Source organism: Enterovibrio coralii, assembly GCF_001559595.1.
Taxonomy (GTDB): domain Bacteria; phylum Pseudomonadota; class Gammaproteobacteria; order Enterobacterales; family Vibrionaceae; genus Enterovibrio; species Enterovibrio coralii.
On the sequence record NZ_LNTY01000058.1, the window covers coordinates 1 to 19,496 of the forward strand.

Consider the following 19,496-nt stretch of genomic DNA (forward strand, 5'->3'; position numbering starts at 1 on the left):
AGATTTTGCTTGGCGACCATAGCGTTGTGGACCCACCTGATCCCATGCCGAACTCAGTAGTGAAACGCAACAGCGCCGATGGTAGTGTGGGGTCTCCCCATGTGAGAGTAGGACATCGCCAGGCTTGAATTTCATCCAAATGAAGCAGTAAGCGTAAGACTTCAAGCGGATAACTAATTTGCTGATATAGCTCAGTTGGTAGAGCGCACCCTTGGTAAGGGTGAGGTCCCCAGTTCAAATCTGGGTATCAGCACCAGTTTTAAAGAATTTGCTTGGCGACCATAGCGTTGTGGACCCACCTGATTCCATGCCGAACTCAGTAGTGAAACGCAACAGCGCCAATGGTAGTGTGGGGTCTCCCCATGTGAGAGTAGGACATCGCCAGGCTTTAAATACTGTCAAAAAGGCCATCCGCAAGGATGGCCTTTTTGCATTTCCGAATTCAAAAAATGTGCAGTGTTAACGCCTGTTTCAGCACTCATCTTTTCTCTCTTCTAAAAGGCATCTCTCCCATCTTTTCTATCCAAGTGGATCTATCTCACATTTGGGCTTGAACAGATCTTAGCCTTGGTATAGTGTTATTGGAATTCTAGACGTCTATACTTCTTAATCGGAGTACATCTTAAAAAAGGGAGTCATTTAAGATGCCAATTAAAATTCCTGATCAGTTACCCGCCGCGAGCACTTTGCGTCAGGAAAACATCTTCGTCATGTCGACCTCTCGTGCGGAAAGCCAGAATATTCGTCCGCTGAAAGTGCTTTTACTCAATCTGATGCCGAAGAAAATTGAGACGGAAACGCAGTTCATGCGTCTACTTTCTAATAGCCCGCTTCAAGTGGATGTGGAGCTGCTGCGCATTGATGACAGACCAACTCGTAATACGCCGACGGAACACTTAGACACTTTCTATCGTCAGTTTCAGGCGATCAGAGAGCGTAACTTCGATGGATTGATTGTTACGGGCGCACCATTGGGCTTGGTGCAGTTTGAGGACGTGATCTATTGGGATCACCTAAAAGACATCATGAATTGGGCAAAAGAGCACGTCACCTCGACGCTATATGTTTGTTGGGCGGCGCAGGCGGGTTTGAAACTGCTGTATGATTTGCCGAAAAAGACGCGTAAGGAAAAGCTGTCTGGGGTTTATCATCACCGTACTAACAAAGATCATAACCACAACCCTATTCTTCGCGGCTTTGATGATACGTTTCTTGCGCCGCATTCTCGCTATGCGGACTTCTCACCTGCTTACCTTGCTGAGCATACTGATCTCGATATTCTCGCGACCTCGGATAAAGCAGGCACGTATTTGGCAGCCACCAAGGACATGCGTAATGTGTTTGTCACTGGTCACCCAGAATATGACTCTCACACATTACATAATGAATATCATAGGGATGTGGGTGAAGGCATGGAGCCTGCTGTACCGTCCAACTACTATCCAGACGATGACCCAACTCAAGAACCGTATGTGAGCTGGCGTAGCCATGGCCATTTGTTGTTTGCCAACTGGCTTAACTACTGCGTTTACCAACAAACGCCTTACGATCTCGACCACTTCGCCGAGTCGGCGTTTACCAAAGACGAATAACAAAAAAAGCCAGCGAAAGCTGGCTTTTTTATATCGAAGGATTGGCTTACCCGTTGTTGGCTGATTCTGAGGCTGTTTTCTCCTCACCCTCAATGCGAGGGTTTATCGCCATGTCTCTTTCTGCCACTTTGGCCTTCTCAATCATCTTGGTGATTGTGGAGCCCTGAACCAAGATAGAGAACACCACCACGGCGTAAGTCATCACCAGAATGATCTCTCGAACATCAATGTTCTTCTCTGGCAACACCATATAACCTGCAGGCACTGCCATTGCCATCGCAATCGCAAGACCACCACGAAGGCCACCCCACGTCAGGATTTTCACTGAGTATGGGTTGTAGTGACGGTAACGGTTAAAGCCGAAGTAGCACAGACGAACACTGAGGTAGCGACCTGCCAGTACCAAAGGAACAGCAAACGCCATCATGATCCAGTCTTCTTTGTGGAAGGTGAATGTCAGCATGCTCAAACCGATGAGCAGGAACAGAATGCCGTTTAGGAATTCATCAACCAACTCCCAGAAGTGATCCAAGTGTTCTTCACTTTCAGGGGAGAAGCCAATGTAGCGTGTCCAGTTGCCAATCATGATGCCGGCAACGACCATTGCCAACGGACCTGATACGCCAATCAAGCTTGCAAAGACATAACCTGCCGTTGGAATACCTAGGGTCAACAACAACTCCATAGAGTGGTCGTCGGTGTGACAAATCAGGTAGTGGAACAGAAGGCCCAAGAAGAAGCCGTAAATGATGCCGCCAATGGCTTCATGCAGGAACAGTTCAACCACCCCCATGACGGTCGGTGTTTCCGTGCCAAACGCGACCGTGAACAGGGTAATGAAGATAACCAGGCCGAAGCCGTCGTTGAACAATGACTCCCCCTCAATTTGGGTTGAGATACGTTTTGGGGCATTGAGCTTTTTAACGATAGCGAGAACAGCGATTGGGTCGGTCGGCGAAATCAGTGCGCCAAAGAGCAAGCAGTAAATAAAAGCGAATGGAATGCCAATCAGTTGGAAGAACAGCCAAGCGGCTCCACCGATAAAGAAGGTAGAGACAAGGGTGGCACCCAGAGCGAGAACCGTAATTTCCCACTTTTGGTCTTTTAGGTTGGGTAGCTTTATTCCAAGGCCGCCCGCAAAGAGCAAGAATCCCAATACGCCTTTCAGGAGAAAATCATCAAAATGTATTTCGTTAAGCGTATTGGCGGCGAAGTCTTTCAAATCAAACCAGTCGTTGTGACCTGAAATAACGATACCCAAGGAGAGGATCAAAGCCCCGGCGGTAATCGCTATCGTGGTTTGCATTTGTCCGATTTTGCTGTTGATAAAGGCGATCAGCATGGCTGCTGCGGCGAGAAAACAAAGCGTTGTATAGACGGTCATGGAAGACCCCAGTTTGATCAAAGAACGTACAGAAATGTGTTAAGAAATATAAAGCGATATTGTGAAGAAAACTACTACAAAACACGGAGATTTGTGCAAAATAAATGACCACTGGTCGAGTTGGACGTCTAGATTTCCATTTGGTCTGTGATACTATGGCTTTTGCATGCAATACAAGAAGGATCTGTGGCTGTGAGCAGTATGGAAACACTAAAAAAATTATTAGCTGAGCGTATCCTGATCATCGATGGTGGTATGGGTACCATGATCCAGGGATATAAGCTCGAAGAGCAAGACTACCGTGGTGAGCGTTTTGCCGATTGGCACAGTGATCTCAAGGGCAACAACGACCTTTTGGTGCTCACTCAGCCGCAGCTGATTAAAGACATTCACGCCGAGTATTTGGAAGCTGGCGCGGATATCCTCGAAACCAATACCTTTAATGCCACCACCATTGCCATGGCTGACTATGATATGGAAAGCCTGAGCGAAGAGATTAACTTCGCGGCGGCTAAGTTGGCGCGTGAAGCCGCTGACGAGTGGACGGCAAAAAATCCCGAGAAACCACGCTTTGTTGCTGGCGTGCTTGGCCCTACAAACCGCACCTGTTCTATTTCGCCAGACGTTAATGACCCGGGTTATCGAAACGTCACCTTTGATGAGCTGGTAACTGCTTACTCTGAATCAACGCGCGCTTTAATCAAAGGCGGAGCCGATCTTATTCTGATAGAAACCATCTTCGATACCCTGAATGCCAAAGCGTGTGCGTTTGCTGTCGATTCTGTCTTTGAAGAATTGGGCATTGCGCTGCCGGTGATGATCTCGGGCACTATCACGGATGCATCCGGTCGTACACTATCGGGTCAAACCACCGAAGCCTTCTACAACTCGCTGCGTCACGTGAAGCCGATTTCCTTTGGTCTGAACTGTGCGTTAGGGCCAGATGAGCTGCGCCCTTATGTCGAAGAGCTGTCACGCATTTCTGAAACCTTTGTCTCTGCGCACCCGAATGCGGGCTTACCAAATGCGTTTGGTGAGTACGACCTTTCGCCAGAAGACATGGCAGAACACGTCAAAGAGTGGGCGGAAAGCGGTTTTCTCAACCTGATTGGTGGTTGTTGTGGTACTACGCCAGAGCACATTCGTCATATGTACGACGTGACCAAAACGGTCGCCCCGCGTGCACTGCCAGACATTAATGTTGCGTGTCGTCTTTCTGGCCTTGAGCCGCTGACGATTGAGAAAGAGACCTTGTTTATTAACGTGGGTGAGCGAACCAACGTGACAGGCTCGGCGCGTTTTAAGCGTCTTATCAAAGAAGAGCTTTATGACGAAGCTTGGAAGTGGCGCGTCAACAAGTAGAGAACGGCGCGCAGATCATCGATATCAACATGGACGAAGGCATGTTGGATGCAGAGGCGTGCATGGTGCGCTTCTTAAATCTCTGTGCGTCTGAGCCTGAGATCTCCAAAGTGCCTATCATGGTTGACTCCTCCAAATGGGAAGTCATTGAGGCAGGCCTTAAATGTATTCAAGGCAAAGGGATCGTTAACTCCATCTCGCTCAAAGAAGGGAAAGAAAAATTTGTCGAGCAGGCGAAACTGATTCGTCGCTATGGCGCGGCGGTTATCGTGATGGCATTTGATGAAGTCGGTCAGGCAGATACCCGTGTACGCAAAACGGAAATTTGTACTGAAGCCTACCGAGTTCTGGTTGATGAAGTCGGTTTCCCGCCAGAAGACATCATTTTTGACCCGAATATCTTTGCCGTTGCGACCGGTATTGATGAGCACAACAACTACGCGGTGGACTTTATTGAGGCAGTTGCCGACATCAAGCGCGATTTGCCGCATGCCATGATTTCAGGCGGCGTATCGAACGTCTCGTTCTCTTTCCGCGGCAACAATTACGTGCGCGAAGCTATCCATGCTGTGTTCCTTTACCACTGTTTCAAGAACGGCATGGACATGGGCATCGTGAATGCCGGTCAGCTTGAAATCTATGACAACGTACCGGATAAGCTGCGTGAAGCCGTGGAAGACGTGGTGCTAAATCGTCGTGATGATGCAACGGAACGTTTGCTCGAAATTGCGGAAGAGTATCGTGAAAATGCTGTCGGCAAAGAAGAAGATGCTTCTGCGCAGGAATGGCGTACCTGGGAGGTTGAGAAACGCCTAGAACACGCGCTGGTGAAAGGTATCACCGAGTTTATCGTTGAAGATACCGAAGAAGCCCGCATCAATGCCTCCAAGCCGCTGGAAGTTATCGAAGGCCCACTGATGGACGGCATGAACGTCGTGGGTGATCTCTTCGGTGAAGGTAAGATGTTCCTGCCTCAGGTGGTGAAATCTGCCCGCGTTATGAAGCAGGCCGTGGCGCACTTAGAGCCTTTCATCAATGCTGAAAAACAGGCGGGCACGTCTAACGGCAAGATACTACTGGCGACTGTAAAAGGCGATGTGCACGATATCGGTAAAAACATCGTCGGTGTTGTCCTTCAGTGTAATAACTACGAAATCATCGACCTTGGTGTCATGGTGCCTTGTGAGAAAATCCTCAAGGTCGCCAAGGAAGAGAATGTCGATATCATCGGTTTGTCCGGCCTTATCACGCCATCGCTGGATGAAATGGTGCATGTAGCAAAAGAGATGGAACGCCTTGGATTTGATTTGCCACTCCTTATTGGCGGTGCAACGACGTCTAAAGCGCATACTGCGGTTAAGATTGAGCAGAACTACAATCAGCCAGTAGTGTATGTCAACAATGCCTCTCGAGCTGTCGGTGTGTGTTCTTCTCTATTGTCTGAGAAGCTCAAGCCTGCTTTCGTAGAGAAGCTTCAAGTGGATTATGATGTGGCTCGTGAGCAACATGCGCGTAAACGTCCACGTACCAAACCCGTCACGCTTGAAAAAGCGCGTGCGAACAAAGTGGCGATTGATTGGGATAACTACACGCCGCCAGCACCAGCAAAACCAGGCGTACATGTGTTTGAAGACTTCGATGTAGCGACACTTCGCAATTATATCGACTGGACACCGTTCTTCATGACGTGGTCGCTTGTCGGTAAGTACCCGACTATTTTCGACCATGAAGAAGTCGGAGAAGAAGCGAAGCGACTGTTCAAAGATGCCAATGACTTGCTCGACCGCGTTGAGAAAGAAGGGATGATGAAAGCCGCAGGTATGTGTGCCATGTTCCCTGCCGCATGTGTCGGTGATGACATCGAAGTCTATACCGATGAGTCGCGCACGGAAGTGGCGAAAGTGCTGCATAACTTGCGCCAACAAACCGAGAAGCCAAAGGGGTTCAACTACTGTTTGTCTGACTATATCGCACCGAAAGAAAGCGGTAAGAAAGACTGGATTGGCGCGTTTGCTGTAACTGGCGGCATCGGTGAGCGAGAGCTTGCAGATGCGTATAAAGCGCAAGGTGATGACTACAACGCCATCATGATCCAAGCGGTTGCTGACCGTTTAGCTGAAGCGTTTGCGGAATACCTGCACGAGCGTGTCCGTAAAGAAATTTGGGGCTATGCATCGGATGAGAACTTGTCCAACGACGATCTTATCCGAGAGAAGTATCAAGGTATTCGTCCTGCACCGGGCTATCCTGCGTGCCCTGAACACACAGAGAAAGGCAGCCTCTGGGAGCTTCTTGATGTGGAAGAGACCATTGGTATGTCACTGACGACAAGTTATGCGATGTGGCCGGGCGCGTCGGTATCTGGCTGGTATTTCTCGCACCCTGATTCTCGCTACTTCGCGGTGGCGCAGATCCAAGAAGATCAGCGAGACAGCTATGCCGATCGCAAGGGCTGGGATTTGATCGAGGCCGAGAAGTGGTTGGGACCAAACCTCAACGGCTAATGGAAAAAGAAAAGGGCACTCACTGAGTGCCCTTTTTCGTTCGAAGCGATGTTTGCTTAGTCTTCAAACAGCTCTTTGTGCAGCGCACGTACCACGTCTTTTGACTCATCCGTATTGGTCAAAAAACACAGGTTATGGTTGCTTGCACCATAACAAATCATGCGAAGGTTAAAGTCTTTCAATGCACCGAAGATTTTCGCCGCAGAGCCGCGAGACTCGCCCATATGGTTACCAATCAAGGCCACCAGACACATATCCTGCTCGACCTCTACTCGGCAAAGTTCAGACAGCTCTTTTTCTGCGGCTTCCGGCAGTTTTGGTGCGCCGCCTTTGGTGTTGGTTTGATCCAAGGTCAGCGACACACTGACTTCTGACGTCGTGATCAAATCCACCGAGACTTTGTGCTTAGCAAGAATGTTGAACACTTCTGCCAAGAAGCCGTAAGCGTGGAACATATTCAAGCTGGTCAGTGTCACCATGGTCTGGTTGCAACGCAGTGCGAGTGCACGGAAAAGCGGAGAGTGCTCGGCTTCACGACGGATCCACGTACCGCCTTGCTCTGGGGCTTTCGACGAACCGACAAATACCGGAATGTCTTGGCGCATCGCTGGGATCAAGGTTGCAGGGTGCAGGATCTTGGCACCAAAGTTAGCCATCTCGGAGGCTTCACTAAAGCTGATCTCGTCGATCGGTTTAGCGGCAGGTGCGACGCGAGGATCGGTGCTGTAGATACCCGGTACGTCAGTCCAAATTTCCAATGTCGTGGCTTGCACGGCTTCAGCCAGCAAAGCCGCGCTGTAGTCACTACCACCACGTCCCAAGGTTGTAGTGTTACCTTTCAAATCTGAGCCTATAAACCTTGTGTGACGACCACTTTCTCTTCACAAAGCGGACGAAGGACCGTTTGCGCGTGGTGCGAGGTTTCAATCAGATCTGGGGCTGCTTTACCGTAAACATCGTCTGTTTTCAGGACGTCACGCACGTCAAAGCGCACAGCATCTAGTCCTTGTGTATTCAGCAGATGGGTAAAAATGTGGGTAGACATCAGCTCACCACAAGCCACGAGGCTGTCGGTGATTTTGTCCGAAGGCGCGGTATCCGCTGCGGCCGCGAAGGTCGCAACATCATCCAAAATTTGATTAACGGCAGCAGAGACAGATGGATTGTCTGGCAGTTGTTTCAGAATACTGAAGTGAATGTCAGCCAGTTGCGTGAGCAAGGCTTTTTGTCGCTCAAGATCGGCAACACCATTTGCCAGTTCTACCAGTAGGTTTGTCACGCCAGAACAGGCACTGATCACAACCAGACGTGTATCCAAATTCCCTTTAATCACCGATGCGCAGTTAGTCATAGCTGCATAATCGGCAACACTTGTACCGCCGAATTTAGCGACAGTTAATGCGTTCACTTCCCTTCACCTCCCATAATCGCGAATGGAGTAATCCTGAAAAAATAAATGGTTGCGACGAAGAGGTAGGGGAGTTGGTCGGAAGAAAGGTTATTTCTCCAGAAGCACTCCATCTCAGTTGAGATGACAGTCCGAAGGATTCAACCTCCCAGACCGACAAATCAGCCCCCAAGGCCTGATGTTGTCTCGGCGTCTTACCCCCTGATCTGACTGCATTGGAGTTGGGGCTCCGCAATCCGACTACCTGGTAGACGCGCCTCTTCTGTCACTGTGCAACAAGGTGCTGCACAAAATTTGCCCTCTATTGATAAATGTTTGTAACCGCTTTGTCAATTATCCGCTGCATCAAATTTCACCATATTTACAACGCACTTCTCAAAAGAAGCTTGATTGGGATAGTGTTTCTCACCCCTGAAGGTTTTCGATTGGCCAGTGAGGGTGTTAGGGTAACGAGTAATATTGAAAGCATATGGAGTGCTGACCATGACGATTTCACGTTTTATTCCACCACGCCGAACCCTGATGGGACCGGGGCCATCTGATGTATCGCCGCGCGTACTTCAAGCCCTTTCTCAGCCAACCATTGGACACCTAGATCCCCTATTTGTCGGCATGATGGATGAAGTCAAATCGTTGCTTCAGTATGCCTTCCAAACTGAAAACGCCTTTACCATCGCCGTGTCTGCTCCGGGTAGCGCGGGTATGGAAACCTGCTTTGTAAACTTGATTGAGCCCGGCGATACCGTGATTGTTTGTCGTAACGGCGTGTTTGGCGATCGCATGCGTGAAAATGTAGAGCGCTGTGGTGCCAAAGCGGTAATGGTGGATGACGAGTGGGGCAAACCAGTAGACCCTGCCAAAGTCGAACAGGCGTTGAATGATAACCCGGACGCTCGATTTTAGCGTTTGTGCATGCGGAGACGTCTACAGGTGCACTGTCAGATGCTAAGGCCTTGTCGGCACTTGCCAGACAACATGGCTGTTTGACTATCGTCGATGCGGTAACCTCGCTTGGCGGCGTGCCTTTGCTGGTGGATGAGTGGCAGCTTGATGCTGTTTATTCAGGTAGCCAAAAATGTCTGTCTTGCGTGCCGGGACTGTCGCCAGTCACCTTCTCGCCAAAAGCGGTAGAGAAAATGCAAAACCGCACCAGCAAGGTACAAAGCTGGTTCCTCGATCAAAGCCTCGTATTGGCTTACTGGAGCGGGAAAGGCAAGCGAAGCTATCACCATACGGCACCGGTAAACAGCCTGTATGCCTTACATGAATCACTCTTAATGCTGAAAGAAGAAGGCTTGGAAAATGCGTGGCAACGTCACCGTGACATGCACGAATTGCTAAAAGCAGAGCTTGAAGCCTTGGGCATTGCCTTCCTCGTCGATGCGGATCACCGACTGCCACAACTTAACGCCGTTGCTGTGCCTGAAGGCATCGATGATGCGGCGGTGCGTGCCACTCTGCTTAACGACTACAACTTGGAAATTGGAGCGGGTTTAGGGGCACTTGCTGGCAAAGCTTGGCGTATCGGATTGATGGGATACGCCGCGAAACGTGAAAACGTCGCCTTGTGCGCCAAAGCGTTGAAAGATGTCTTGAGCTAACGTTTGTTCCCAACAAAAAGCCCAGACAACTGTCTGGGCTTTTTTATGTTTATTCCATCATGTCAGGCTGAAAAACATGTTGGGGAAATAGCAAGGTCGCTTCCTCTTTCAGTTGCTCGGCGATATCCATGTTCTTCGTCATCACCGCCAAATCAATCAATGATTGATACCCTTCAATGCTTGGATACATCGAGGTTTTGGCTGTTTGGCGAGCCAGATAGCTACGCTGCGCGGCGATGTCATTACTTTCCACACTTTTCATAAAGCTCTCGAAGCCATGACATCGTCAAAATATCCTGTCCACCAAGGGTGGATTTGATATTGAGTTAACTTGTGCGCGTTTAGCGTGTGAGAGCGAGACGCTTGTTCGCCGAGGTAAACGGAACTGACGACCATCACAGTGCTCATTGTCAGTATCAGAGACGCGAGTACCTTTATGGCGAAAGACGCGCGCGTCACATGGCGTGCATACCGTGCTGTCAGGTTATCGAGCCAATACAAAAGCACAATGAACAGCACCGGCAATATCGGGTTGGTCTCAACAAATGCCGTGGCAGCCATGCCCAACATCACAGGAAGCAAGATGGCAAACAACATGAGTCGGGTGCCGTTAGGAGCATCGAGCAAACGTCTGATTGTCATGGCCCACACTAAGCCCAAAGACAGCCACATGGCGATGCCACCTTCTGCGGCCGTGGTGAGCAGCCAACTCGGTGACAAGGCATTGGCTACTGTCGCCTGATGCGTTTCGAGGCTTTGCAACAATAACGCGGTTTGATGTTGGCCCAGTCCCAAGCCTTCAAACTGAGAAGACGCAAGCAGTGCAAACACTTGGCTCATCAAGGTGGTTTCTGAGTCTGCGAACAGTGGTGAGAAGAGTGCCGCTTGTGGCAACGCTCCGATGGCACCTGCAATCACAAAACCTAACAAGACAGAAGCATTCCACATCCCATGATGGAGGCGACGGGAAAACTTAAACAAAAAGGGTTGAGTCAGTACCACAATCAATAGCGTAATGGTGACCAGCCAAGGCTGCTTTAACGCCATCAGCGCAATGATGTTGACGATGGGAGTTGCAAAGAGCAAGAAATGCAGCGGCACCAAGTTACGTTTGTAGGCCTTAGTCCGCGCCAACAGATAGGCGGACAAGGCCAGCGATGTCAGCATAGCGACGCTGATGGTATCTCTGTCGAGCCATGCCGGGTGGGTGTAAACCTGTTTTAGTTCCAACAGCGATAACACATTGGGCACGGCATACGGCAGGGCAACAATCCAGCCTGAAAGCAGGGGTAGCCAAAGCAAGTTTTGGCGCTGGACGTGGTTAAAACTAAATTGCTGAAGCGTACAGAACAGCGCAAAAGCGAGCACCACGCACTGAGATGCCAGATAGCAGCAGAAGGCTGCGCATGGGTGTAAAACGACGGTACGGCAGCCAATAGCGTGGCAATAGCCAACCATTTGGTGATATGGGTGGTACTGAAGCGTTTTTGTCTCGCCACTTCAAATAAGCCGAAGCAAATAATGGCGATAACCAACAGAAAAGTCAGTGCTATGGACGGATGCTGAATCCCTTCAAAGCTCAGTGGTACTTGATTTAAAGGAAGACATAACAAAAACAGTGCTGCTATGGCGAGCAGCACAGGTTTAAGCAGTGGCTTACTGGCCACTTTTGATGGCCAGTGAAGATGGAAACGAGTTGTTTGCATGCTGAGATTCATTCGATAACGTGGTAACGCTATCGGCTTAAGATGCCTTTTGCTTTAGTAAAGGTTTCAGGAATCTTGCCGTGTGCGAGCCTTCCACAGTCGCCACATCCTCTGGCGTACCTTGCGCAATGATCATACCGCCGCCGCTGCCGCCCTCCGGTCCCAAATCTACAATCCAGTCTGCGGTTTTAATTACATCCAGATTGTGTTCGATAACCACGATGGTGTTGCCGTGGTCGCGAAGGCGATGCAGAACGGTCAACAGCTGCTGAATGTCGTGGAAGTGCAGGCCAGTGGTTGGTTCATCCAAGATATACAGCGTCTTGCCGGTATCGCGTTTAGACAGCTCGCGTGCCAGTTTCACACGTTGCGCTTCACCACCAGACAAGGTTGTCGCTGCCTGTCCGAGTCGAATGTAGGATAGGCCAACATCCATCAGGGTTTGCAGTTTTCTCGCAATAGCGGGAACTGCGTCAAAGAACTCACGCGCGTCTTCAACGGTCATTTCCAACACTTCGTCGATGGTTTTGCCTTTGTAGCGAATTTCCAGCGTCTCGCGGTTGTAGCGTTTGCCTTTACAGACATCACACGGCACGTAGACATCGGGCAGGAAGTGCATTTCCACCTTGATAACACCGTCACCCTGACAAGCTTCACAACGGCCGCCTTTGACGTTGAAGCTGAATCGACCCACTTTGTAACCACGAGAGCGTGCTTCCTGAGTGCCCGCAAACAGTTCACGGATTGGGGTAAAGATCCCTGTGTAAGTCGCTGGATTCGAGCGCGGTGTTCGACCAATCGGGCTCTGATCGATATCGATAACCTTGTCGAAATGGCCAAGGCCATCAATGTCTTTGTAAGGAGCTGGCTCACCTGTGGTCGCGCCGTTCAGCGCATGGTGTGCGATTTTAAAGAAAGTATCGTTGATAAGGGTCGATTTGCCTGAGCCAGACACCCCTGTTACACAAGTAAAGAGGCCAACGGGCAAGGTCAGGTCGACATTACGAAGGTTGTTACCGCTCGCGCCTTTGAGCTTCACCACGCGTTTCTTGTCATAAGGAATGCGTTTAACTGGCACCTCAATCGCTTTCTTGCCACTGAGGTACTGACCAGTCACTGAGGCTTCATTAGCAATGATCTCTTCGTAAGTGCCTTCCGCCACCACGTAGCCACCGTGCACACCTGCACCGGGACCGATATCGATGATGTGGTCAGCGGCGCGAATCGCGTCTTCATCATGTTCAACAACCAGTACGGTGTTACCCAAGTTACGAAGGTGCTCTAGAGTGCTCAGCAGGCGCTCGTTATCGCGCTGGTGGAGTCCAATCGAAGGCTCATCCAGCACATACATCACACCAACCAAGCCAGCACCAATCTGGCTTGCCAGACGAATACGCTGCGCTTCACCGCCCGATAACGTATCGGCACTACGTGATAGGTTGAGGTAGTTGAGGCCGACGTTCACCAAGAAGTTCAAGCGGTCATGAATTTCCTTCAAGACCTTATCTGCAATCTTGGCGCGCTGACCTTCAAGTGCTAGACCTGCAAAAAACGCCAAGGCTTCGTGAATGCTCATCTCACAGATAGCGGGCAGGTTGGTGTCGCCGATAAAGACATGTCTTGCCTCTTCACGAAGGCGAGAGCCGCCACAGCTTGCACACGGTTTATTGGCGATGTACTTCGACAGCTCTTCACGCACCGCCATGGATTCAGTGTCGCGGTATCGGCGATTAAGGTTATTTAAAATCCCTTCAAACGGATGCTTGCGCACCGTGATATCGCCGCGGTCATTAACATATTTGAACGCGATGTCTGTCGAACCTGAGCCGTTCAACACCACGTCCTGAATGCTTAGTGGTAAGTCTGCCCACGGGGTTTCAATATCGAACTCATAATGCTCAGCCAGCGAGGTAAGCATTTGGAAATAGTAGAAGTTACGACGGTCCCAGCCACGGATTGCGCCGCCGGCGAGACTGACCGCTTCGTTTTGTACTACGCGGTTTTCATCGAAATATTGCTGCACGCCCAAGCCATCACAGGTAGGACAGGCACCCGCGGGGTTGTTGAATGAGAACAGGCGCGGCTCTAGCTCTTGCATGCTGTAACCACAATGTGGGCAGGCAAAGTTAGCGGAGAAAATCAGATCCTCACCATCACCATCCATGTAACTGACAACTGCGGTGCCGCCAGTCAGTTCAATCGCCGTCTCGAACGACTCCGCCAGACGTTGCTGAAGATCGTCGCGCACTTTGAAACGATCGACCACCACTTCGATGGTGTGTTTTTTGTGAAGCTCCAGCTTTGGTGGATCGGAAAGATCGCAAACTTCACCGTCGATACGGGCACGGATAAAACCGTGAGCGACCAAGTTTTCGATGGTTTTTACGTGTTCACCCTTACGCTCTTTAACGATAGGGGCAAGCAGCATCAGCTTGCTGCCTTCTTCCAATTCCAGCACTTTGTCGACCATCTGGCTGACGGTTTGCGCTTGAAGCGTCACGTTATGAGTTGGACATCGCGGATCGCCCACGCGTGCGTATAACAAACGCAGGTAGTCGTAGACTTCTGTAATAGTGCCTACGGTCGAACGCGGGTTGTGCGACGTAGATTTTTGCTCAATCGAGATAGCAGGAGACAGGCCGTCAATGTGGTCGACATCCGGCTTTTCCATCAGAGACAGGAACTGGCGTGCATAGGCAGACAACGATTCAACGTAGCGACGCTGGCCTTCAGCGTATAGGGTGTCAAACGCTAGTGAAGACTTACCCGAACCAGAAAGACCCGTGATAACAATCAGCTTATCGCGTGGAATCGTCAGGTTTATGTTTTTTAGGTTATGGGTGCGAGCCCCTCTGACGTCAATCGTATCCATGTCTACCTTGCCTGCTTATCAGAATTGCATCTGAGAATGATTGGAGAATGAAGTATCACATATTATGGCGGAATGAAAAAGAAGAAAGCTGTATAAACATACAGCTTTCTTGGTTTTGCAATGCGACAGATTTTACGGTCTTGGTCGACGAATCGATCAGCCGCACTTCACTGTAGATTGAGGCTGAAGTGGCGCATCTGATTCCAGATAAATGTTCTGGTAACAGTAGTTGGTCGCTTCAATGAAGCCTTCCACGCTACCGCAGTCAAAGCGCTCGCCTTTGAATTTGTAAGCCAGCACGCAGCCGCTTTGTGCTTGTTGAAGCAGGGCATCGGTGATTTGAATTTCGCCGTTTTTACCTGGTTCGGTTTTTTCGAGGATATCGAAAATGTCTGGCGTCAGGATGTAGCGACCGATAATCGCCAGATTGCTCGGTGCAGTGCCTGGCTCTGGTTTTTCAACCATGTTGTCCACACGGAACAGATCGTCCTTAATTTCTTGACCAGAAATCACACCGTACTTGTGGGTTTCATTTTCTGGCACTTCTTCAACGGCAACAATAGAGCAACGGAACTGCTTGTACAGCGCAACCATTTGAGACAGGACGCCATCGTTTTTGTTTACACACAGGTCATCGGCGAGCACAACGGCAAACGCTTCATCACCTACCAGCTCACGACCAGTCAGAATGGCATGGCCGAGGCCTTTCATTTCTTTTTGGCGGATATAGGTGAATGACGCTGCATCGATCGTCGCGCGAATGTCATCAAGCAGTACTTCTTTGTTGGTGCCGCTGATTTGATGTTCCAATTCGTAGTTTTTATCGAAGTGATCCATCAAGGTGTTTTTACCACGGCCGGTAACAATGCACATGCCGTTGATGCCAGCTTCCAAGGCTTCGTCAACGCCGTACTCAATGAGTGGCTTGTTGACGATAGGCATCATTTCCTTCGGCATAGATTTGGTGGCTGGTAGGAATCGCGTACCGTAGCCGGCTGCCGGGAACAAACACTTCTTAATCATCAGGTATCCTTAACTATTACATCCAACTTACTGGAATGGGTGTAAAAAACCTTAGGCAAACACATGATATCATTATCTGTTTACTTTTTGTCTAATAATCTCAGTATGGACAGTCTCGGCGATTCGCTCAAAAAATGCCCACAAAAGAAACGTGATGCCTTTTCGCCATTATCCCACAGGAATAAAACCAAGTCGCCGTTTGACGGCGTAAAGCGCAAACAGGTTCTGGGTTGCAACTCCGACACTTACCGCGATAGCCGCACCTAAAATGCCCAGATGCATTGTCATCACACAAAGTAGCGTCAGGGTAAACAGCGCGGAAAACACGGTAATGTTTCGCATGTCCTGCTCATGACCGCACATGGTGAGAAGAAACCCCACCGAACCTGTCGTTACATTGATCCCTTGTCCGATAGCTAAAATGACCAAAAGTTTCCCTGCTTCCGCGAATTCTGCGCCAAACAGCGACATGATCCATGAAGGCCAAATCAGTATGCCAATCAATATTGGCAAGGAGATGACGATCATCAGGCGGGTGGAAAACCGCGCCAATTTTTTGAGTTGTTCGATTTGACCGGAATGATAAAGGGCAGAGAAGCGCGGTGCCGCAACAAAGTTCACCACCATCAACATAAAGCTGATGAGCAGTGACGTGCGTTGGGCTGCGGAGAAAAGTGCTACATCCTCACTGGTACTAAAAAGCCCGACGACGACAATCGATGCCCACGGCAACGCTTGGCCTGAGGCTGAAATCAGCCACAGACTCGGTAAGGACTGCCAAAGCTCAGGCATCTTTTTCTGACTACTATCGAAACGATGCTGCGGCATCTTAAACCAAAGCACGAGACCGACGATGACGGTAATCACTGAGCCAGCAAGGTAAATCTTGGCAGCAGTATCAGCACTTGTTGCATTGCTTGGCAGCCACAACAGCACAGGCAACATCAACACGGTTACGCCAAGTTGCATCGAGCAAACCGCCGCAATGACACGCCTCACGGCTTGCAGGGCATAGCCGTTCAGAAGATAGAGCGTGATAAAAGGAATGGCGAGAGCAAAGCAGGCCAGTGTGGGGGCGGCTTTGGGTTTTTCGAACACCGCATCAGCGAGCCATGGCGTTAAAAGATAGACGACAAGACCTGCAAGAAAAGCAACGGGCACGGCGGCAAGGTATGCATTGGAAAACACCTGATTGGTGGTCGTCGTGTCTTTTTCGGCAAAGGCGTGGCCAACAAAGCGAAGCAGTGCATTGTCTAGCCCCAAAAGGCAGAGTGTGCCCATCATGGTGGCAAGACCTAAACCTAAAAAGAAGTAACCGGACTCAGAAGGGCCAAGCACCCTTGCGACAATGACGCTCAGGAAAAACGCGGCACTGGCGGACAAGATGCGAAATATCCCTGCCAAGGCGGTGTGGAAAAGAAGCTGCTTTCTTTCAGGTGCGAGCTGTTGGTATCGCTGGAGTAAGGAAGACATCACGGGAAAACCTACCAAGGAAACATGATGGGCACGAGAAGGATGACGCCTAGCCCATAGCAAAGCGAGAGTGGTGCGCCCGCTTTCAGATAATCAAACGGCTTGTAACGGCCTGCGGAATACACCATGAGATTGGTTTGATAACCAAACGGAGACAAGAAGCTGGCACTGGCAGCGAATGCGACCGTCATAATGAAGGGCATGGGGTCGACGTTAAATCGGCTAGCGACAGCAAGGCCGATGGGAAACGCGATGGCCGCCGCTGCATTGTTGGTGATGAGCTCTGTCATTAGCCAGGTGGCGACATACAAAATGATCAACGCTGTCATTGGGCTGCCATTTTGTCCAAGAGTGAGAATGCCTCCGGCAATGTTTTCTGCCAACCCGGTTTGGCTGATAGCCTGCGCGAGCCCTAAAGCGGCCCCGACGACCAAGACCAGCTCGAACGGAAAGCGTCGGCGCAATTCGTGGATGGACGTAAGCCGGGTGGCGACAGCAATGGCCAACAACACAATAAGCCCCTTGAACAAGGGCAGAATATCGAGAAGGCTTGCCGCGAGTGCAGCAAGTGCGCCTATACAAAACAATACAGATTGTCTGCGAGTTAGCGATGCGTTTTGCTCTCGGTTGCCGACCACAACGAAATTTTGATTCACGTTGCTGCGCGAGAAAAAATCGTCACTGACGGCAAGAACCAATAAATCCCCGCCACGAAGTCGGATTTGGCCGAGCCCACCATTTACTCTGTGATCACCGCGTTTTATCGCAACCACAGCGGCACCAAATTGTGCGCGAAAATTGAGTGATTTTATTGTCTTGCCAGACACCATGGCATGAGGCGTCACGACAACATCGACGAGATTGCTCTCCCTTGCCGCTGAAGGGTCTGCAAACAGCGACAAACCGGGGAAGTGAGATATCAAGGACGTCGAATTGATATCACCGGAAAATACCAAGGTGTCGTTGGCTTCTAAAGGTTCATTGGGAGACACAGGAGAAATCACGCGGTGGTTTCTGATGATTTCAACAAGAAACAACCTTTCTAAGTGGCGAAGCCAACTTCTTCAATGCGTTGCCCGACAAGCGGTGAGTTTTCGGCGACTTTGGCTTCGAGAAAGTAGTTTTCATCGGTGCTGCCGACGTCTTCATTTTTTCCCGGCAGCAAGTGAAGCGATACCAGTGTAATGACCACCAAACCAACCAAGAACAAAGGAATACCGACAACGCTGAAATCAAAAAAGCGCAGCTCAGGCAATCCAGCATTGATGGTAAAGCCGGCGACCAGAAGATTGGTGGAGGTACCTATAAGGGTCATGGTGCCGCCGAGGATCGCCGCGTAAGACAAGGGAATAAGCAGCTTGCTTGACGGATGTTGGCTGTGAGCAAGCCTTCGCATCAACGTGGAAACGACCGCGGTATTGTTGATGACGGCAGAGAGTAAGCCAGCGGAAAGGGTGGTCTGTACGGTCACACGTTTTAGGCTGCCTTGAGTACACCAGGAGCCAAGTTGCGATACCAACGTCGTGCGTTCTAGCACCACAGAGACCAGCACCAAGAGCACCAAAACAACCAACGCGGGATTGACGAAGTTTGAGAAAAGCTGCTCAGCCGGGACGATATCAAGCAAAAGCAGCGCAACGAAAACCGCACCAAATACCAATGCCGGACGCAGTTCGGTAAGCAACAAGGTTGCTAACAAAAACCCAATCAAGAGTCCGACAATCCACTCCATACGTTAAACGCCGTAAACGATATGAAGTGCTGAACGCTGCTTTTCAGCACTGAAGTTGTCATTAATGGTGTCTAAGGAGGTTTGGTAATCGGGATGATCCGGGCGATGGCAAAAATTCACGATCTGCTTTGCCATGGCTTCAGGGGTGCTGACCATAAAGGGGTAATGCATGTGCTGTGTGGCACCGATGATACGAAGCACCATAGGGATTTTAAGCTTGGCCGCTTCCAACAAAGTAAGCGGCATGCCTTCCCACGCTGCGGTATGCAGATAAAGATCAGCGGCTTTTAGACGCTGCATAAGTTTGGCATGAGGGATCATGCCTGATACCTCCACACCTGCATCGCGAAGTGCTTTTTCCATTTCTGCATCGCCACCGCCAAGCCAATGCAGCCTAACCTGCTTGCTTTCAGGATGCTGTTTTAAGTGCGCAATGGTCTCCAATAAAAAGTCAGGGTCTTTTTGTGGGGAAATCCTGCCGACTACGACCACGTTGTAGATGGCCTTGGCGTCTTCATTCTCGGCCTGTTCGTCGTCCACCAACTCTGCATCCAGCTCAGCGTAGTTATTCAAGTGAAACGCTTTTTTGGCACCAAGCTCGAGGGCCAATTCGCACTCTCTGTCGCTGCATCCTGCCACGCAATCAATGCGAGAGAGCCCCATGGTCTCAAGCTTCATGTAGATCTCTTGCATGAAAGGGGAAATGTCGCGGCGCTCAAAGGCGTAGCAATGCGGGGTGTAGACGATTTTCGCGTTTTTCTTTGGTAAATATCGCCCCAAAAAGCCGGCAAAACTGGAATGCAGATGGATGATGTCTGGCTGATTTTGCAAAACCGCTC

11 protein-coding genes, 1 tRNA gene, 2 rRNA genes, 3 pseudogenes and 1 riboswitch are annotated in these 19,496 nt (G+C 50.1%); of the genes and pseudogenes, 6 read left to right on the forward strand and 11 right to left on the reverse strand.

The features are described from left to right. The first annotated feature begins 8 nt into the window (after window positions 1-8). The 4 genes from rrf (ATN88_RS21615) (at window position 9) to metA (ending at window position 1,592) form a co-directional block, all read left to right on the forward strand. Window positions 9-124 (forward strand): 5S ribosomal RNA (gene rrf / locus ATN88_RS21615). A 56-nt stretch (window positions 125-180) separates the two neighbouring features. Further along, a tRNA-Thr gene (locus ATN88_RS21620) sits at window positions 181-256 on the forward strand. A gap of 15 nt (window positions 257-271) precedes the next feature. Continuing rightward, a 5S ribosomal RNA gene (rrf, locus tag ATN88_RS21625) occupies window positions 272-387 on the forward strand. Window positions 388-644: 257 nt separating this feature from the next. Next, window positions 645-1,592 (forward strand): homoserine O-acetyltransferase MetA, encoded by a 948-nt coding sequence (gene metA, locus ATN88_RS21630; RefSeq protein WP_067419653.1) that lies wholly within the window; start codon window positions 645-647, stop codon window positions 1,590-1,592. A gap of 46 nt (window positions 1,593-1,638) precedes the next feature. Here metA and ATN88_RS21635 read toward each other — a convergent pair whose 3' ends face one another. Continuing rightward, complete coding sequence (locus ATN88_RS21635; protein WP_067419654.1) at window positions 1,639-2,976, reverse strand: cation:proton antiporter; 1,338 nt, start codon at window positions 2,974-2,976, stop codon at window positions 1,639-1,641. A gap of 201 nt (window positions 2,977-3,177) precedes the next feature. Between ATN88_RS21635 and metH the strand changes: the two are divergent. Further along, a pseudogene (metH, locus tag ATN88_RS21640) lies at window positions 3,178-6,842 on the forward strand (methionine synthase). 56 nt (window positions 6,843-6,898) lie between these two features. Here the strand turns inward: metH and lysC are convergent. Beyond that, window positions 6,899-8,250, reverse strand: a pseudogene (gene lysC / locus ATN88_RS21645) (lysine-sensitive aspartokinase 3). Window positions 8,251-8,344: 94 nt separating this feature from the next. Next, window positions 8,345-8,520, reverse strand: a riboswitch (Lysine riboswitch). Between the two features lie 213 nt (window positions 8,521-8,733). Here lysC and ATN88_RS21650 point away from each other — a divergent pair. Then, window positions 8,734-9,851 (forward strand): annotated as a pseudogene (locus ATN88_RS21650) (pyridoxal-phosphate-dependent aminotransferase family protein). Between the two features lie 49 nt (window positions 9,852-9,900). On the opposite strand, the gene ATN88_RS27855 reads toward ATN88_RS21650, so the two are convergent. The 9 genes from ATN88_RS27855 to ATN88_RS21680 form a co-directional block, all read right to left on the reverse strand. Beyond that, window positions 9,901-10,113: a hypothetical protein gene (locus ATN88_RS27855; protein ID WP_232313465.1), complete on the reverse strand. Its 213-nt coding sequence runs from the start codon at window positions 10,111-10,113 to the stop codon at window positions 9,901-9,903. Beyond that, window positions 10,110-11,153 carry a hypothetical protein gene (locus tag ATN88_RS27860; RefSeq protein WP_232313466.1) on the reverse strand — a complete coding sequence of 348 codons (1,044 nt, stop codon included), beginning with the start codon at window positions 11,151-11,153 and terminating at the stop codon, window positions 10,110-10,112. The genes ATN88_RS27855 and ATN88_RS27860 overlap by 4 nt, the downstream gene beginning before the upstream one ends. Continuing rightward, window positions 11,072-11,557, reverse strand: a complete 486-nt coding sequence (locus ATN88_RS27865; protein ID WP_232313467.1) for a hypothetical protein — start codon at window positions 11,555-11,557, stop codon at window positions 11,072-11,074. The genes ATN88_RS27860 and ATN88_RS27865 overlap by 82 nt, the downstream gene beginning before the upstream one ends. Before the next feature lie 37 nt (window positions 11,558-11,594). Next, complete coding sequence (uvrA, locus tag ATN88_RS21660) at window positions 11,595-14,429, reverse strand: excinuclease ABC subunit UvrA (protein ID WP_067419655.1); 2,835 nt, start codon at window positions 14,427-14,429, stop codon at window positions 11,595-11,597. 156 nt (window positions 14,430-14,585) lie between these two features. Then, complete coding sequence (gene galU, locus ATN88_RS21665; protein WP_067419656.1) at window positions 14,586-15,452, reverse strand: UTP--glucose-1-phosphate uridylyltransferase GalU; 867 nt, start codon at window positions 15,450-15,452, stop codon at window positions 14,586-14,588. 168 nt (window positions 15,453-15,620) lie between these two features. Further along, window positions 15,621-16,925, reverse strand: a complete 1,305-nt coding sequence (locus tag ATN88_RS21670; RefSeq protein ID WP_232313468.1) for a flippase — start codon at window positions 16,923-16,925, stop codon at window positions 15,621-15,623. Window positions 16,926-16,936: 11 nt separating this feature from the next. Continuing rightward, entirely contained in the window at window positions 16,937-17,929 is a 993-nt protein-coding gene (locus ATN88_RS27870; protein WP_232313469.1) for an SLC13 family permease, read from the reverse strand. Window positions 17,930-17,967: 38 nt separating this feature from the next. Beyond that, a complete protein-coding gene (locus ATN88_RS27875; RefSeq protein WP_232313470.1) occupies window positions 17,968-18,657 on the reverse strand; it encodes an SLC13 family permease in 690 nt (229 codons plus the stop codon). A gap of 3 nt (window positions 18,658-18,660) precedes the next feature. Beyond that, a complete protein-coding gene (locus ATN88_RS21680; protein WP_332308952.1) occupies window positions 18,661-19,488 on the reverse strand; it encodes a glycosyltransferase family 4 protein in 828 nt (275 codons plus the stop codon). Window positions 19,489-19,496 lie beyond the last annotated feature (8 nt).

Coding starts and splice junctions, on each gene's coding strand:
- metA (WP_067419653.1), top strand. CDS start 645: ATGCCAATTAAAATTCCTGATCAGTTACCCGCCGCGAGCACTTTGCGT.
- ATN88_RS21635 (WP_067419654.1), bottom strand. CDS start 2,976: ATGACCGTCTATACAACGCTTTGTTTTCTCGCCGCAGCAGCCATGCTG.
- ATN88_RS27855 (WP_232313465.1), bottom strand. CDS start 10,113: ATGAAAAGTGTGGAAAGTAATGACATCGCCGCGCAGCGTAGCTATCTG.
- ATN88_RS27865 (WP_232313467.1), bottom strand. CDS start 11,557: ATGCAAACAACTCGTTTCCATCTTCACTGGCCATCAAAAGTGGCCAGT.
- uvrA (WP_067419655.1), bottom strand. CDS start 14,429: ATGGATACGATTGACGTCAGAGGGGCTCGCACCCATAACCTAAAAAAC.
- galU (WP_067419656.1), bottom strand. CDS start 15,452: ATGATTAAGAAGTGTTTGTTCCCGGCAGCCGGCTACGGTACGCGATTC.
- ATN88_RS21670 (WP_232313468.1), bottom strand. CDS start 16,925: ATGTCTTCCTTACTCCAGCGATACCAACAGCTCGCACCTGAAAGAAAG.
- ATN88_RS27875 (WP_232313470.1), bottom strand. CDS start 18,657: ATGGAGTGGATTGTCGGACTCTTGATTGGGTTTTTGTTAGCAACCTTG.